This window comes from Streptosporangium sp. OZ121 (assembly GCF_051918885.1).
Taxonomy (GTDB): domain Bacteria; phylum Actinomycetota; class Actinomycetes; order Streptosporangiales; family Streptosporangiaceae; genus Streptosporangium.
The window spans coordinates 137,460-151,650 of sequence record NZ_JBPXMC010000005.1 but is presented as its reverse complement, the minus strand read 5'-3'; the positions used below and the strand labels follow the sequence as shown (position 1 = coordinate 151,650).

Genomic DNA, 14,191 nt, shown 5'->3' with positions numbered 1-14,191 from the left:
CGTGGCAGGGGCCGCCGGGATCGGCGTGGGCGGGGGCGCGAGCGTCCCCCTCGGTCATCCCCGCCTTCGACTGGGTGATCACCGCCCTGGGCGCCCACCGCTGAACCCTCCGTCCGAGGGGGACCGGCTGGAGGTCAGGTCTTCTCGATCGAGTGGAGAACATCCAGATAGTGGCGGTTGTACATGATGCCGAGGATGTTCCCGAAGGGGTCGATCACCGAGGCGCCGACGAATCCCTCGCCGAACTCCCGGGGCGGCTCGTGCTCCTTGGCGCCCATGGACAGCAGCCGGTCGAGGGAGGCGGGCACGTCGTCGACGTGCCAGTAGGTGACGACACCGGCCGGGCCGGTCTCCGCGTCGTCGGCGAGGTCCCGCGCGTAATCGCTGTCGAGCAGGCCCAGCTCGTGCTGGTAGTCGCCGAACCTGAACTCGATATACCCGGGCTTGTCGAAGTACGGCTCGACACCGAGCAATTCGGTGTACCACTTCTTGGCCGCGGCCAGGTCGGCGGCGTGAAATCTGACGGTGGTAAGTCCTCGTAACATCGGTTCTCCTTTCATCGCCGCGAATACTTGCCGAAGGAGGTAAACGAAAACATCACATGGTGCACGGATTTCGTTTTCTGCAAACGCGAGAGAAGATCTTATTGGAGTAGAACCAGCCCTTTTGTCGGAAATGATATGGATGCCTCCGGCGGGGTAGGCCCCGTCCATGGACGGGGAACGGCAGATTGACCAGGACGGCACCGCCTGGCGTGGTGAGGTCGAAAGAGGGTTCGTCGCCGAGGTGGAATCGGGGCGGCTGGACCTTCCGCTGCCCGGCGCGGGACAGACCAGGCGGCGGTGGGAGGCGTTGAGCTCGCTGGCCCGGCGGGATCTGTCGCTGGCGCGTCTGTGCGAGGGGCACACCGACGCCCTCGCGATCCTCGCCGAGCTCGCCGGTCCCGCTCCGGCGGCCGGCAGCCGGTGGGGCGTGTGGGCGGCGCAACCTCCCGGCCCGTCCCTCTCGGCGCGCCCCGAGGCGGGAGGGTGGCTGATGAGCGGGACCAAGCAGTACTGCTCGGGAGCGCGGGTGTGCACCCACGCCCTGGTGACCGCGGAGGCGCCGGACGGCCCCCGGCTGTTCGCCGTTCCTGTCCGCGGCCTGCGGCCGGTGGCCGGCAGCTGGCCGGCGACGGGGATGGCGGCCAGTGACACCCTGGACGTCCGCTTCGACGAGGTTTTCGGCGAGCCGGTGGGACCGGTGGACGGATACGTGAGGAGGCCCGGTTTCCACCAGGGCGGCGCGGGCGTCGCCGCGTGCTGGTACGGGGGAGCCAGAGGCGTGGCCGAGACATTGCTGGCCGCCGCGGCCGAGCGCGACGTCGGCCCGCACGCCCTGGCCCACCTGGGCGCGATCGACGTGGCGCTGCGGACCGCCAGGGCCGCCCTGGAGGAGGCGGCCGACGAGATCGACGCCGACCCCCACGACCTCAAGAACGCGGGAAGGGCACGGTCCCTGCGCCTCAAAGCGCTGGTGGAGGCCGTGGCCACCGACGTCATGGGCCGGGTGGGCAGGGCGCTGGGCGCCGGGCCGCTCGGTCACGACGCCGCGCACGGGCGCCGGGTCGCCGACCTGACGGTCTACCTGCGCCAGCATCACGCCGAACGCGACCTCGCCGCGCTGGGGGCCATCGTCGCCGAGCAGGGAGCCGGCTGGTGAGCGCCGAACGCACCGAACGCGCCGGCAGCATCGGCTGGGACGGCTGGGACGATTCCGCCCCCAACCCCATCGACGCCCCGGGGACCTCGGAGGCCGAGTGGCGCGCCTGGCCGGGGCTCGGCGCCCTCCCGGCACTCGCCCACGGCGGCTGGCGCAGCGCGGTGGTGATCGCCGCCCACCCCGACGACGAGGTACTGGGGCTCGGCGGGCTGCTGTCGCTGCTGGCGGCCTCGGGCGTACGGCTGCGCCTGGTCGCCGTCACCGACGGCGAGGCCTCCCATCCGGGGATCGCCGACGTGTCGGCGCTGGTGGCGCGGCGGGTGGGGGAGACCGAGTCCGCGCTGGCGGCCCTGGGGGCCGGCGGCGTCGAGATCGTGCGGCTGGGCATGCCCGACACCGGGCTGGCCGAGCGCGAGGGCGAGCTCGCCCGGGCGTTGGAACGGGCGGCCTCCGGGTTCGAGGTGTGCCTGGCCCCGTGGGAGGCGGACGTGCACTCCGACCACGAGGCCGCCGGCCGGGCCGCGGCCTCGGCGGGGCTGCGCCCCTACTTCTATCCGATCTGGGCCTGGCACTGGGCCAGGCCGGGCGACGCGCGGCTGCCCTGGGACCGGGCGCTGCGGATCCCGCTGCCACCGGCGGTCCAGGCCCGCAAGCGGGCGGCCATCGGCTGTTTCGCCAGCCAGTTGCAACCTCGCGGCGCCGGCCTGGAGGCGGTGCTCCCTCCCGGCATCGTCGCCCACTTCACCCGCGACCACGAGGTGCTCTTCCGTTGATCTCCTTCCCACGCCCGAAGGCGGGGGTCTCCACGCCGAAGGGATTCAGATGACGACTCATCCGGCGACTCTCGGAGCGGAGTACTTCGAGGACATGTACGCGGCCTCCTCCGACCCGTGGGGATTCGCCTCCCGCTGGTACGAGGAACGCAAGTACGCCGTCAGTGCCGCGCTGCTGCCCGCGCGCCGCTACCGCGAGGCCTTCGAGGCCGGCTGCTCCATCGGGGTGTTCACCGCCCTGCTCGCCCCGCGCTGCGACCGGCTGCTGGCCTGCGACCTGTCCTCCGTCGCGGTCGCGGCGGCCTCGGAACGCACCGCCGGATACCCGGGGACGCGGGTGCAGCGGCGCGTCCTGCCCGGCGAGTGGCCCGAGCAGGAGGGAGGGTTCGACCTCATCGTGCTGTCGGAGGTCCTCTACTACTTCGGCGACACGGACCTGGAACGGATGCTCGACCTGGCGGTCGCCGGGCTGAGCCCCGGGGGCACCCTGCTCGCGGTGCACTGGAGGCATCCCGTCGCGGAGTACCCGCTCGGCGGCGAGGACGTGCATCGCGCCCTGGCCGGGCGTGACGAGCTGACCCGCCTCGTCGATCACCGCGAACCGGACTTCCTCGCCGAGGTCTACCTGCGCGGTCGCGCGGCTCCCTCCGTGGCCGAGACGGAAGGACTCGTGTGATCCAGGCCGTCGGAGTCGTGGTGCCCGCCCGCGACGAGGAGGAACTGCTGCCCGCCTGCCTGGCCTCGCTGGACCTGGCCGGGCGTCTGGTCCCCGGCGTGAGGGTCCACCTGATCGTCGTCGCCGACACGTGCGGTGACCGTACGGCGTCCCTCGCCGCGCAGGCAGGGGCGACCGTCGTCGAGGGCACCATGACCAACGTCGGGCAGGCGCGGCTGGCGGGTACGCGGGCGCTCCTGCGCCGGACCCGAGGCCTGGATCCCGCCACCGTCTGGGTCGCCACCACCGACGCCGACACCCTGGTCCCGCCCTGCTGGCTCAGCCGCCAGCTCAGGCACGCCGCCCAGGGATGGGAGGCCGTCGTCGGCACCGTGACGGTCACCGACTGGTCCGGCTACCCGCCGCGGTGCCGGACCGTCTACACCGAGGGGTACGTCCACGGAACGGGGGCGAACGACACCGGGGCGACCGGCGGAACCGCGGCCGGCACGGGGGGAAACGGCGGCGCGCGATGGCATCCGCACGTGCACGGCGCCAACCTCGGCGTCACCGCCGCCGCCTACCTGGCGGCCGGCGGGTTCCGGGCGCTGCCGACCGGCGAGGACGGCGCCCTGGTCCGGGCCCTGGAATCGGCCGGCAGGCGGGTCCTGCGCACCACCGGCGTGAGCGTGGTGACCTCGGCGCGGCGCGACTTCCGGGCACCGGACGGCTTCGGCCACTTCCTCACCCGGCTCGAACGCGACACCGCCTCCATCGCGCGCCAGACATCCGGGCGGCCGTCCTGAGCCGCCGATCACCGGCACCGCCCGTCCCGCCGGCGGCGGCCGGACGGTGCCGGCCCGCGATCCCGAAGGAGTGACCGGGGCGGGACGTCACAGCAGCAGGCGTACCGCGGCGAGCAGCGTGAGGCCCAGCGTGATCCGTTCGAAGAGCGTGCGGTCGATGCGGCCGATGACGGCGCGCCCGGTCGCGGCTCCGGCGAGGACCGCAGGGGCGCCCAGCGCGGCGAAGACGAGGGAGGTGGGGGTGATGAGGCCCAGCGCGACGCTGAACGGCACCTTGAAGGCGTTGATCGTCAGGAAGAACCAGGCGCTGGTGCCCAGGAAACCCAGCATCGGCAGGCCCGCCGCCAGGAGGTAGACGGCCATGATGGGGCCGGCCGCGTTCGCCGTCATGGTGGCGAAGCCGGCGAAGACGCCCGCCAGGGCGGCCACCGGGCGGCGGTGGGCGAGCGAGTCCTCCGGCGCCCGGCGCCGGTTCCACAGGTGAACGGCGATGATCACCAGCAGGATCGCCCCGATGAGCCGTCTCATCTGCGCGTCGTCGACCCAGCGCACCACCACGGCCCCGGCGACCACGCCCAGGGCGACCCACGGGAACAGCCTGATCAGCCTCGGCCAGTCGGCGTGGCGCCGGTAGGAGGCCACGGCGACCAGGTCGCCGACGAGCAGGAGCGGCAGCAGCGTGCCGGTGGACTCCTTCGTCGGCAGCACGAGCGCGAACAGGGCGATCGCCACCGTCCCGGTACCGGAGACGCCGGTCTTGGAGAAGCCCACCAGGAACAGGGCGGCCAGCAGGATGACCCACTGGACGACGTCGAGGGAGGGCATCAGCCTCGCCGGAGGGAGGAAGTGGGAGAAAAGGTCACAGATGACCGTACATGATGCGTCAGCCGGCGAATCCCCTGGCCGGGGGCCCGAAGATTCCCGGCGGGCGCGCCGGCGGCTTCAGCGCGCCGGGGCAGGCGGTCTCATCGTCCCGGGGCCGGTGCCGAGGACCGCGCGGATCGCCCGCCGTCGCCCGCCACGGCCTCGCCCGGCGTCGAGGCGGCCGTGTGGCACGCGCCGCGGCCGTCGGCGCGCACGACGATCCGGCCCGCCTCGACGCGGACGGCGGCCTCGGTCGCGTCGCTGACGGCCAGGACACCGGCCGCCGCGGCCAGGGCGCCCGAGTCGTCGAACACCACCTGCAGGCGCGGCCACGCCGAGGGCGGGAACGCCTGGCGCAGGCAGCCGCAGAAGTCGGTGACGGCCAGCCGTGCCAGCGGTGCCAGCTCGCCGGGGTCGCCGGTGACCAGGACGGCGGTGACCGCGGCACCCGCCGGTGCGGCCCGCACCGCCTCCTCGGCGGCCTCGAGCCGGTGCAGCCCGAGGATCGCCACCACGCCGTCGCCGTCGCCGCCGGTGAACCGCGCGGGCTCGCCGCGTACCGCGTCCACCGCCGGTGGCGGGGACCACGCCTCGTCGGCGGGACGGGCCCGCGGGATCCACGGGGTGGACGGCCACCTGTCGTCGAGGCCGAGGCCGGCGAGCCGCTCGCAGGCGCCGACGATGGTGAAGGGATCGGTGAAGCCGGGGGCGGCGGCGGCCAGCTGGCTCGCGCCGTGCAGGGTCGTGAGCGTGGCCTCGGCCACGCGCATCAGGCGGCCGTCGGGAGTGGCGGGCGGGCGCAGGCGCTCCAGGGCGAGCCCGAGCAGGATCGCGTTCAGCTTCGTCAGCTGCGCGAACGGCCGCCGGGTCCGCTCGTCGGCGAGGATCTCGGGCATCAGGTCCACGCCGATCCTGGCCAGGCCGTGCCGCTCGTCGGTGGTCAGGGGGAGCCGGGCCAGCCAGGCACGGGCGAGCGCGCCGAGCGCCTCGCGGGGGGTGAGGCTCGGCTCCGGGTTCGGCGGCTCGGGGGCACGCTCGGCGAGGTCGGCCAGGACCGTGAAGTACAGGGCCCGCTTGCCGGGGAAGTTGGAGTAGACCGCGCCGCGGGTGAGCTCGGCGCGCTCGGCGATGGCGTCGATCTTCGCGTCGCGGAAGCCGCGCTCGGCGAACTCCTCCGAGGCCGCGGCCAGCACCCTGGCGCGGTTGCGCTCCTGCAACTGCGTCCTGCTGAGCCGGCTCATCGTCCTCCTCGTCACCGCGTTGCCGTCGATTCCGATCCAAGATACCGTGACCACTCAGATGACAGGATCATCTGTTTGCATCATCTGAAATTCGGGAGGACCCATGACCACTGCCGGCCAGGACGTGAGCGACATCCCCGAGGTCCCGGAGGTTCCCGAGATCCACCTCACCGACGCCGAGGTGCTGCGCGACCCCTTCGCCGCGTACGGGCGCGCCAGGGAGATCTCGCCGCTGGCGCGGCTGGTGGCCCCGGGCTTCGGCCCGATGCTGGCCCTCACCCGGCACGAGGACGTCAGGACGATGCTGAGCGATCCCCGCTTCGAGATCAACGCCGCCAGCTTCATGCGGCCCGACGTGCCCGAGGACTGCCTGCCCTACATGCGGACCATGAGCGAGATGGACGGGCCCGAGCACCTGCGGCTGCGCCGGCTGGTCTCGCCGGCGTTCAGCGCGCGCCGCGCCGCCGAGTTCCGGCCGCGGATCGAGCCCATCGTCGACGCCCTGCTCGACACCCTGCCCGGCGTGGCCGAGCAGGCCGAGCACGGCGTGGTGGACCTGCTCGGGCACTTCGCCCGGCCGCTGCCGATGGACGTCATCTGCGAGCTGGTCGGCATCCCCGGCGCCGACCGCCCGCGCTGGCGCGAGTACGGCGCCACCGTCGTGGGAGGCGGCGGCCAGAGGTTCGCCGAGGCCATCCCGGGCATCATGGAGGGCGCCAAGGCGGCGGTCGCGCGCCGGCGCGCCGAACCCGGCGACGACCTGCTGTCGGACCTCATCCGCGCCCAGGCCGACGACGGCGACCGGCTCAGCGACACCGAGCTGGTCACCATGGTCTGGCACCTGGTCATGGCGGGGCAGACGCCCACGAACCTCATCGCCAACGCCGTGGAGGTCCTGCTCACCCACCCCGGCCACCTCGCCGCGCTGCGTCAGGACGCCGGGCTCATGCCGCGCGCCGTCGAGGAGCTGACGCGCTGGTGCGGCCCGACGCTGCTGTCGATCCCCCGCTACGCGCGCGAGGACGTCGAGCTCCACGGCACGCTGGTGCGCGAGGGCGAGCCCGTCACCGCCGCGATCGCCGCCGCCAACCGCGACCCGCGCGCGTTCGCCGACCCCGACCTGCTCGACCTGGGCCGGGCCACCGGCACGGCGGGACACCTCGGATTCGCCCACGGGCCGCATTTCTGCCTCGGGGCCTCGCTGGCCCGCGTGCAGACCGAGGTCGCGCTCACGGCGCTGCTGCGCCGTTTTCCCGGACTGGCCCTGGCCCCGGAGAACGCGGGACGCGCGCCCGACCCGGGCACCTGGCGCCTGGCGTCGCTGCTGGTGACCCTCTGAACGCCCCGGCCCCACCCGCCCGCACGACCGTCGAGGAGACGTTTTCCCATGGCACGCACCGGTGAACGCGGCGACCTGCTGAGATGCACGTTCTGCGGGAAGAGCCAGAAGCAGGTCGTACGGCTCATCGCGGGCCCCGGCGGCGTCTACATCTGTGACGAGTGCGTCGAGCTGTGCAACGAGCTCATCGAGGAGGAGTTCGGGGAAGCCCCCGGCTCTCCGGGAAGCGGGCTCGGGAAGCCGCCGAAGCCGCGGGAGATCCACGACTTCCTCGGGCAGTACGTCGTCGGGCAGGAGAGCGCCAAGAGATCCCTCGCGGTGGCGGTCTACAACCACTACAAGCGCGTGCGCGCGCAGGCGCGGCAGGCCGCGGGCGGGGAGCCGGTCGAGCTGGGCAAGTCCAACATCCTGCTGGTCGGCCCGACCGGATGCGGCAAGACCCACCTCGTCCAGACGCTCGCCCGGATGCTCGACGTCCCGTTCGCCATCGCCGACGCCACCGCCCTGACGGAGGCGGGCTACGTGGGCGAGGACGTCGAGAACATCCTGCTCAGGCTGATCCAGGCCGCCGACCACGACGTCAGGAGGGCCGAGACCGGCATCGTCTACATCGACGAGATCGACAAGATCGCCCGTAGGGGCGAGAACCCGTCGATCACCCGCGACGTCTCCGGCGAGGGCGTGCAGCAGGCCCTGCTGAAGATCCTGGAGGGCACGACCGCGAGCGTGCCGCCGCAGGGCGGCCGCAAGCACCCGCAGCAGGAGTTCATCCAGATCGACACCACCGACGTGCTGTTCATCGTCGGCGGCGCGTTCTCCGGCCTGGAGCAGATCATCGAGTCCAGGACCGGCCGCGGCGGCGCCGGATTCGGCGCCCCGATCCGGGCCGGGCGGGAGCGGGACGCCCTCGCCGAGGTCATGCCCGAGGACCTGCTGAGGTTCGGGCTGATCCCCGAGCTGGTCGGCCGGCTTCCGGTGGTGGCGACCTTCCAGCCGCTGGACCGTACGGCGCTGGTGCGGATCCTCACCGAACCGCGCGACGCCCTGATCAAGCAGTACCGCAGGCTGTTCGAGATGGACGGCGTCGAGCTGGAGTTCACCGAGGAGGCCGTCGGCGCGATCGCCGACCAGGCGCTGCTGCGGCGCACCGGCGCCCGCGCGAGCCGCGCGATCCTCGAGGAGATCCTGCTCAACGTGATGTACGAGGTACCGGGCCGCGAGGACGTGGCCCGCGTCGTGATCGACCGCGACACCGTGCTCGGCAACGTCAACCCGACGCTGGTGCCGCGCCGCCACCCCGATCGCGGACCCGAGCGCCGCGACAGGTCCGCCTGAGAACCCCGGACCCGGCGGCCTCGGCCCTTGAACGGCAACCGATCGGCCGGTGGCGACAGCGAGCCGGCACCCGCCCGGTACCGCCTCGTCGGCCGGCGGAGCCGGCCGGGCAGGGGACGAGCGAGGCCGCCTCGCGGGTTCGCCGTCATCGCGACGGGCGCCGGCCGGTGACGCCACCGGCCACGGCCGCCTCCCCGGAGACCACGTCGGCCGACGACACCCTGCGAACCGCTGGTTCCGCACCTTCGGGTGAGCGGAACCTAACGTGGCACCTTCCCGCGGTACACAGCCATCGCCGTCCCGAAGGCAAGGGCGGCATACCCGCAGGTCACGGTCAAACCTGCCCATGGCGGGAGCGGGTAATAGCCGCCGAGCAGTGACCGGTCCACGTCCACGTGCGCGAACGTGGGGACGCTCTGCGTGATCGCGAACCCGGCGGCAGGGGTGATCGTCAACAGCCAGGGCACCAGGCCCGCGGTCGCCAGCAGGTGGGGCACGACGACCAGCGCGACGGCCAGCCCGACGGCGACGACGCCCCGCTTGACCAGCGCGGAGAGGCCCAGAGCCAGCACGGCGGCGGCCCCGGTCAGCGCCGCGTAGCCGACGATCACCCGCAGCTCGGTACCCGGGGTGATCGGCTGGATCGGGTTCCGGTTGGCCCGCAACATCGCCAGGCCGGCGGGGACCGCGATCCCCGAGCTCACCAGCCCCGTCACGGACGCGACCGCGCCGACCACCACGGCCTTGGCCGCCAGCAGCCGCGCTGGACGCGGCTCGGCCGGCAGGCCGGTCCCGCTCGGCCTCCGCCGATGTTCCGCCGTGAAAAACGAGACCGCCACCACGAGCACCGGGATCAGTCCTACGCCTCCGCCGATCAGCATGAGGTCGGCGCGCAGACCGCCCTCCACGGTGGCGGGCCCGATGTCACCGCTGCCGGTCACGAGGAGCTTGTCGCCGGACTCGACGACACCGCCCGGATGATGCGGGGTCCTGCCGTCGGGCCCCAAGGAGACGCCGACGTCGTCACGCCGCCACGAACCGTTCGCGCCCCGCAGCCTGATCTGGTCGAAGGCGGCGGTGGCCTGGGCGAAGGCTTTCGCCATCTCCCACAACGCGCCCGGCGAGGTGGCGAACAGCCCGATCTCGACCGTCTCCGGCAGCCCGGGCAGCGTGACCGTGCCGACCTCGGTCCACCTCCTGCCGTCGCCTGACTCATAGCCGGTGAGGGTGTCGCCCGACCTGGTCAGCCGCAGCCACCGGGGCCCCCGCACAGGGCCGCCGGCCACGTCGTGGGTGAAGTTGTGCTGCATTCGCACGCCGTGGCCACCGGTGATCATGACGGCGGCGTACGGCGTGCCCTGCGTGAGGCTCTGCCTCACCAGGAGCCCGGCCTTCGCCCACGGCACCACCCCCTCCTTGACGTTGCGCACCCCGGGAACGGCGTCCGGCAGCCGCATCTGCCCGGTCATGCCCGACACCCGGGCGGTGATACTGCCGTTCCCCCTGAGCGGCTGGTGCACGAAGTAGTACCTGTCCTTCACCGCCGTGCCGTCGGGTCCCACCAAAGGCGCGGGGCAGGGGCCCTCGCCCTTCGACGTCACACAGGTGCTGCGGGCGCCTCCGGCGATCAGCAGCCCGAGTGACACGGTGACCAGCACGGAGGCCGCCAGGGTGAGCACCCGGCCCCGCGCGGAGCGGAACGTGGCCCACTGCGCGCGCAGCAAGCGGGGAAAGCCGTCCCGCCCGGCCCGCGGGCCGGATCGGTGCGGCGTGAATGAACTCATGCCGACGGTTGTACGCGGCGCCCGGTTCCAGCCGGGTCGCGGCCGCCGCGACCCGGCTGGAACCGGGGGCCTGGCATCGTTGGAGCATGACACCTCGACCCGGCGACCGGTTCGGCCGCTCCGCCCGCACGACGACCGGCGATGAGCGGCGGTGAGGGTCCTCGTCGTCGAGGACTTCGAGGTCCTCGCCCGCTCCGTCGGAACCGGGCTGCGTCGCGAGGGCATGGCCGTCGACGTCGTCCTGGACGGAACCGCCGCCCTCGGCCGCCTGGCCGCCACCCGCTACGACGTGGTGATCCTCGACCGCGACCTGCCCGGCGTCCACGGGGACGAGATCTGCCGGCGGCTCGCCCATGGCCGCTGCGAGACCCGCGTACTGATGCTCACCGCCTCCGGCACGATCGAGGACCGCATCGACGGGCTCGGCCTCGGCGCCGACGACTACCTGCCCAAGCCGTTCGCGTTCGCCGAACTGGTCGCCCGCGTCCGTGCCCTGGCCCGCCGCGCCACCCCGCCGCTGCCGCCCATCCTGGCATGCGGGGACATCACCCTCGATCCGGCCCGCCGTGTCGTGTTCCGGGCCGGCCGGCGCCTCGAGCTGAGCCCCAGAGAGTTCGCCCTGCTCGAATGCCTGCTCGCCGTACCCGGCCTGGTCATCTCCGCCGAGGAACTGCTCGAACGTGTCTGGGACGAGGCCGCCGACCCCTTCAGCAGTGCCGTCAAGCACACCGTGCACCGGCTGCGGGCCAAGCTCGGCGACCCGCCCGTGATCGAGACCGTCCGCGAAGGCGGCTACCGCATCGGATCGTCATGACCTCCCGGAAGCCCGCCAGAAGGTCCTTGCGGACGCGGCTCGCGCTCGCCTACGCGGCGGGCGTCTACGCCGCCGGGGTCCTGGTGCTCGTACTCGTAGCCCTCCCGCTCGCCAGCATCGACGCGGCCACCCCCAAAGGCCGCCCCTCATCCGGCGCGATCGCTGAAACCGGGCCCGGGATCGGCCTGCCCCAGCTCCTGGCGGGATCCGCCGTCGCCCTGGTCCTGCTGGTTCCCGTCGCCCTGGCTCTGGGCTGGTTCGTCGCAGGCCGGTTCCTGCGCCCGCTGCGCGCCATCACCGCCACCGCCCAGATCATCTCCGCCGGAAACCTCCATCGGCGCCTCGATCTCGGCGAGCCCACGGACGAGCTGACCGAGCTCGGCCACACCCTCGACGACCTGTTCGCCCGCCTGCACGCCTCCTTCGACGCCCAGCGCCACTTCGTCGCCAACGCCTCCCACGAGCTGCGCACCCCTCTCGCCGGCCTGCGCACCCTCCTCGAAGTCGCCCTCGCCGATCCCGAGGCCGGCACCGACACCCTGCGCTCGGCCTGCCAGGAGGCCCTCGCTCTGGGCGAACACCAGGAGCGGCTCGTCCAGGCACTGCTCGCCCTGGCCACCAGCGAGCGCGGTGTCACCCGCTGGGACACCCTCGACCTCGCCCACGTCGTCGAAGGAGTGCTCCACTCCCGCCGCGGCCAAGCAGCGGAGACGGGCATCGACCTGGCCGGACACCTGACGCCCGCGGTGACGACAGGGGACCCGAGACTGATCGAAAGCCTCGTCGCCAACCTCGTCGACAACGCCATCCGCCACAACCACGCGGACGGGCACGTGAAGGTCACCACCCAGACCTCCGGCGCGCAGGTGACCCTTGGGGTCACCAACAGCGGGCCCGTCATCCCCGGCGACCAGATCCAGCGCCTCTTCCACCCCTTCCAGAGACTGGCGCCCGAACGTCACGGCCGCCGCGACGGCTACGGACTCGGACTCGCCATCGTCGGCGCCGTCACGCGAGCCCACCACGCCACCCTCACCACCGGCGCACGCCCCGAAGGCGGCCTGTCCATCACCGTGCGGTTCGCGCGCGGGTCCCATCCGGACCACCCCTGAGGGCAGGGGCCGGCCCGCGTGCGCGCCGAGACGCCGGCGGCCTCGCTCAGCGGATGTCGTGCCCGTCCGCCAGGCGTGCCGCCCTGGCGTGCAGGTAGCGTTGCTGCGGGAGGCTGGTCGCGCGCCGGGCCGCCTCCCGGTAGCGGTCACGGGCCGCCACGTGATCACCCGCCATCTCCAGCAGGTGCGCGCGGACCGCGTGCAGCCGGTGGTCCTCGGCGATCCGCCCGTCGGCCGCGAGCGGATCGAGCAGGCCGAGCCCGGCGTGCGGGCCGCGGGCCATGGCCACCGCCACCGCGTGGTTCAGCGCCACCATCGGGTTGTCGGAGATGCGCATCAGCAGCTCGTACAACGCGGTGATCTGCGGCCAGTCGGTCGCCTCGGCGCTCGGTGCCTCGTCGTGGATCGCGGCGATCGCCGCCTGGAGCCGGTACGGGCCGGCCGTCCCCCGGGGGAGCACGCCGGTGATGAGCGCCACGCCCTCGGCGATGGCCTCCGCGTCCCACAGGCTCCGGTCCTGCTCGGCCATCGGGACCAGCGAGCCGTCCGGCCCGGTACGCGCCGGCCGGCGCGCGTCGGTGAGCACCATGAGCGCGAGCAGCCCCGTCACCTCGCCGTCGTCGGGCAGCAGCCGGTGGACCATCCGGGTCAGCCGGATCGCCTCCGCCGACAGCTCGACGCGCTGCAGGTTCGGCCCCGAGGTGCTGGCGTAGCCCTCGTTGAAGATCAGGTAGAGCACGTGCAGGACCACGCGGAGCCGTTCGGCGCGCTCCGGGCCCGAGGGGATGCCGAACGGGACGCCGCTGTCCTTGACGCTGCGCTTGGCCCGGGTGATGCGCCGGGTCATGGTCGCCTCCGGCACGAGGAACGCCCGGGCGATCTCCGCGGTGGTCAGGCCGCCGACCGCCCGCAGGGTGAGGGCGATCTGCGAGGCCGCCGACAGCGAGGGATGACAGCACATGAACAGCAGGATGAGCGTGTCGTCGGACTCCGAGGCGGGCCGGTCGGCGGCGGGCGCGAGCCACTGGCCGGGCAACGTCCACCGGGCGACGGTGTCCTCACGGCGCCGGCGCGCCTGCTCGGCGCGCAGCAGGTCGGTCAGCCTGCGCGAGGCGACCGTGATCAGCCAGCCCAGCGGGCTGTCGGGGACGCCGTCCTTCGGCCACTGCGTGGCGGCGGCGAGGAGCGCCTCCTGCGTCGCGTCGTCGGCGGCGTCGAAATGCCCGTAGCGCCGTACCACCGCGCCGAGGACCTGCGGCGCCAGGCGGCGCAGCAGGTCCTCGAACTCGGTGCCGGGCACGGAGACGATCAGATCGCCGGCTCGCCCTGGAACTCCTCGACCGGCCGTACGTCGGCGTAGGAGTTCGCGGCGATGTCCCCGGGGGCGGGGCACTCCCCGAGGCGTGCGGCGATCTCGGTCGCCCGGTCGAAGCTCTCGCACTCCACGATCCAGTAGCCGGCCAGGACCTCCTGGGTCTCGGCGTAGGGGCCGTCCGTCACGACCGGGACACCGTCCTTCGACCCCACCCTGCGGGTGTGGACCGGGGCGGCCAGCCCCCGCGTCTCGACGAACTCACCGGACTCCTCCAGATCCCTGGAGAACGCCTGCATGAACGCGTGCATCGGCGCGAAGTCCTCCGGGGACAGGGCCGGACGGTCGCCGTCCTTGCCCGCCATGGCGTCGTAGTCCCGCTGCGAGCCGTACATCAAGATCATGTACTTCATGGTCTCTTCCTCTCCGCCGGCGCCGCCGTGGCGCCCGGCACC

14 protein-coding genes are annotated in these 14,191 nt (G+C 73.3%); 8 read left to right on the top strand and 6 right to left on the bottom strand.

Going from position 1 to position 14,191, the window contains the following annotated elements; translation table 11 throughout:
• Positions 1-134 precede the first annotated feature (134 nt).
• Complete coding sequence (locus ACTOQ1_RS12785) at positions 135-545, bottom strand: VOC family protein (protein ID WP_440066802.1); 411 nt, start codon at positions 543-545, stop codon at positions 135-137.
• A gap of 166 nt (positions 546-711) precedes the next feature.
• Here ACTOQ1_RS12785 and ACTOQ1_RS12780 point away from each other — a divergent pair, with 166 nt between their 5' ends.
• From ACTOQ1_RS12780 to ACTOQ1_RS12765, 4 genes are read left to right on the top strand one after another with little or no spacing between them, the layout of a single operon-like run.
• The gene (locus ACTOQ1_RS12780; protein WP_440066800.1) at positions 712-1,701 is read left to right on the top strand and encodes an acyl-CoA dehydrogenase; all 990 of its coding nucleotides are present in this window, start codon (positions 712-714) and stop codon (positions 1,699-1,701) included.
• Positions 1,698-2,474, top strand: a complete 777-nt coding sequence (locus ACTOQ1_RS12775; protein WP_440066798.1) for a PIG-L deacetylase family protein — start codon at positions 1,698-1,700, stop codon at positions 2,472-2,474. Before ACTOQ1_RS12780 ends, ACTOQ1_RS12775 begins: the two co-directional genes overlap by 4 nt.
• 49 nt (positions 2,475-2,523) lie before the next feature.
• Positions 2,524-3,150: a class I SAM-dependent DNA methyltransferase gene (locus ACTOQ1_RS12770; protein WP_440066796.1), complete on the top strand. Its 627-nt coding sequence runs from the start codon at positions 2,524-2,526 to the stop codon at positions 3,148-3,150.
• Positions 3,147-3,935, top strand: coding sequence for a glycosyltransferase (locus ACTOQ1_RS12765; RefSeq protein ID WP_440066794.1), 789 nt, complete (start codon positions 3,147-3,149; stop codon positions 3,933-3,935). Before ACTOQ1_RS12770 ends, ACTOQ1_RS12765 begins: the two co-directional genes overlap by 4 nt.
• Before the next feature lie 87 nt (positions 3,936-4,022).
• Here ACTOQ1_RS12765 and ACTOQ1_RS12760 read toward each other — a convergent pair whose 3' ends face one another.
• Positions 4,023-4,760: a sulfite exporter TauE/SafE family protein gene (locus tag ACTOQ1_RS12760; RefSeq protein WP_440066792.1), complete on the bottom strand. Its 738-nt coding sequence runs from the start codon at positions 4,758-4,760 to the stop codon at positions 4,023-4,025.
• A gap of 140 nt (positions 4,761-4,900) precedes the next feature.
• Positions 4,901-6,040 carry a TetR/AcrR family transcriptional regulator gene (locus ACTOQ1_RS12755; protein WP_440066790.1) on the bottom strand — a complete coding sequence of 380 codons (1,140 nt, stop codon included), beginning with the start codon at positions 6,038-6,040 and terminating at the stop codon, positions 4,901-4,903.
• Between the two features lie 103 nt (positions 6,041-6,143).
• Between ACTOQ1_RS12755 and ACTOQ1_RS12750 the strand changes: the two genes are divergently transcribed.
• On the top strand, positions 6,144-7,379 hold the full coding sequence (locus ACTOQ1_RS12750; protein ID WP_440066788.1) for a cytochrome P450 family protein: 1,236 nt from the start codon (positions 6,144-6,146) through the stop codon (positions 7,377-7,379).
• Between the two features lie 48 nt (positions 7,380-7,427).
• Positions 7,428-8,714 (top strand): ATP-dependent Clp protease ATP-binding subunit ClpX, encoded by a 1,287-nt coding sequence (gene clpX, locus ACTOQ1_RS12745; protein WP_440066785.1) that lies wholly within the window; start codon positions 7,428-7,430, stop codon positions 8,712-8,714.
• Between the two features lie 260 nt (positions 8,715-8,974).
• Here the strand turns inward: clpX and ACTOQ1_RS12740 are convergent, their stop codons facing one another.
• Positions 8,975-10,498 (bottom strand): hypothetical protein, encoded by a 1,524-nt coding sequence (locus ACTOQ1_RS12740; protein WP_440066783.1) that lies wholly within the window; start codon positions 10,496-10,498, stop codon positions 8,975-8,977.
• A 151-nt stretch (positions 10,499-10,649) separates the two neighbouring features.
• On the opposite strand from ACTOQ1_RS12740, the gene ACTOQ1_RS12735 reads away from it, so the two are divergent.
• Together ACTOQ1_RS12735 and ACTOQ1_RS12730 are read left to right on the top strand one after the other, a co-directional pair.
• Complete coding sequence (locus tag ACTOQ1_RS12735; RefSeq protein ID WP_440066781.1) at positions 10,650-11,312, top strand: response regulator transcription factor; 663 nt, start codon at positions 10,650-10,652, stop codon at positions 11,310-11,312.
• Complete coding sequence (locus tag ACTOQ1_RS12730) at positions 11,309-12,424, top strand: sensor histidine kinase (RefSeq protein WP_440066779.1); 1,116 nt, start codon at positions 11,309-11,311, stop codon at positions 12,422-12,424. Before ACTOQ1_RS12735 ends, ACTOQ1_RS12730 begins: the two co-directional genes overlap by 4 nt.
• A 46-nt stretch (positions 12,425-12,470) precedes the next feature.
• Here ACTOQ1_RS12730 and ACTOQ1_RS12725 read toward each other — a convergent pair whose 3' ends face one another.
• Positions 12,471-13,724: an RNA polymerase sigma factor gene (locus ACTOQ1_RS12725; RefSeq protein WP_440066778.1), complete on the bottom strand. Its 1,254-nt coding sequence runs from the start codon at positions 13,722-13,724 to the stop codon at positions 12,471-12,473.
• An 8-nt stretch (positions 13,725-13,732) separates the two neighbouring features.
• Entirely contained in the window at positions 13,733-14,149 is a 417-nt protein-coding gene (locus ACTOQ1_RS12720) for a YciI family protein (protein ID WP_440066776.1), read from the bottom strand.
• Positions 14,150-14,191: the final 42 nt, after the last annotated feature.

Coding starts and splice junctions, on each gene's coding strand:
- ACTOQ1_RS12785 (WP_440066802.1), bottom strand. CDS start 545: ATGTTACGAGGACTTACCACCGTCAGATTTCACGCCGCCGACCTGGCC.
- ACTOQ1_RS12780 (WP_440066800.1), top strand. CDS start 712: ATGGACGGGGAACGGCAGATTGACCAGGACGGCACCGCCTGGCGTGGT.
- ACTOQ1_RS12770 (WP_440066796.1), top strand. CDS start 2,524: ATGACGACTCATCCGGCGACTCTCGGAGCGGAGTACTTCGAGGACATG.
- ACTOQ1_RS12760 (WP_440066792.1), bottom strand. CDS start 4,760: ATGCCCTCCCTCGACGTCGTCCAGTGGGTCATCCTGCTGGCCGCCCTG.
- ACTOQ1_RS12755 (WP_440066790.1), bottom strand. CDS start 6,040: ATGAGCCGGCTCAGCAGGACGCAGTTGCAGGAGCGCAACCGCGCCAGG.
- ACTOQ1_RS12750 (WP_440066788.1), top strand. CDS start 6,144: ATGACCACTGCCGGCCAGGACGTGAGCGACATCCCCGAGGTCCCGGAG.
- clpX (WP_440066785.1), top strand. CDS start 7,428: ATGGCACGCACCGGTGAACGCGGCGACCTGCTGAGATGCACGTTCTGC.
- ACTOQ1_RS12740 (WP_440066783.1), bottom strand. CDS start 10,498: ATGAGTTCATTCACGCCGCACCGATCCGGCCCGCGGGCCGGGCGGGAC.
- ACTOQ1_RS12730 (WP_440066779.1), top strand. CDS start 11,309: ATGACCTCCCGGAAGCCCGCCAGAAGGTCCTTGCGGACGCGGCTCGCG.
- ACTOQ1_RS12720 (WP_440066776.1), bottom strand. CDS start 14,149: ATGAAGTACATGATCTTGATGTACGGCTCGCAGCGGGACTACGACGCC.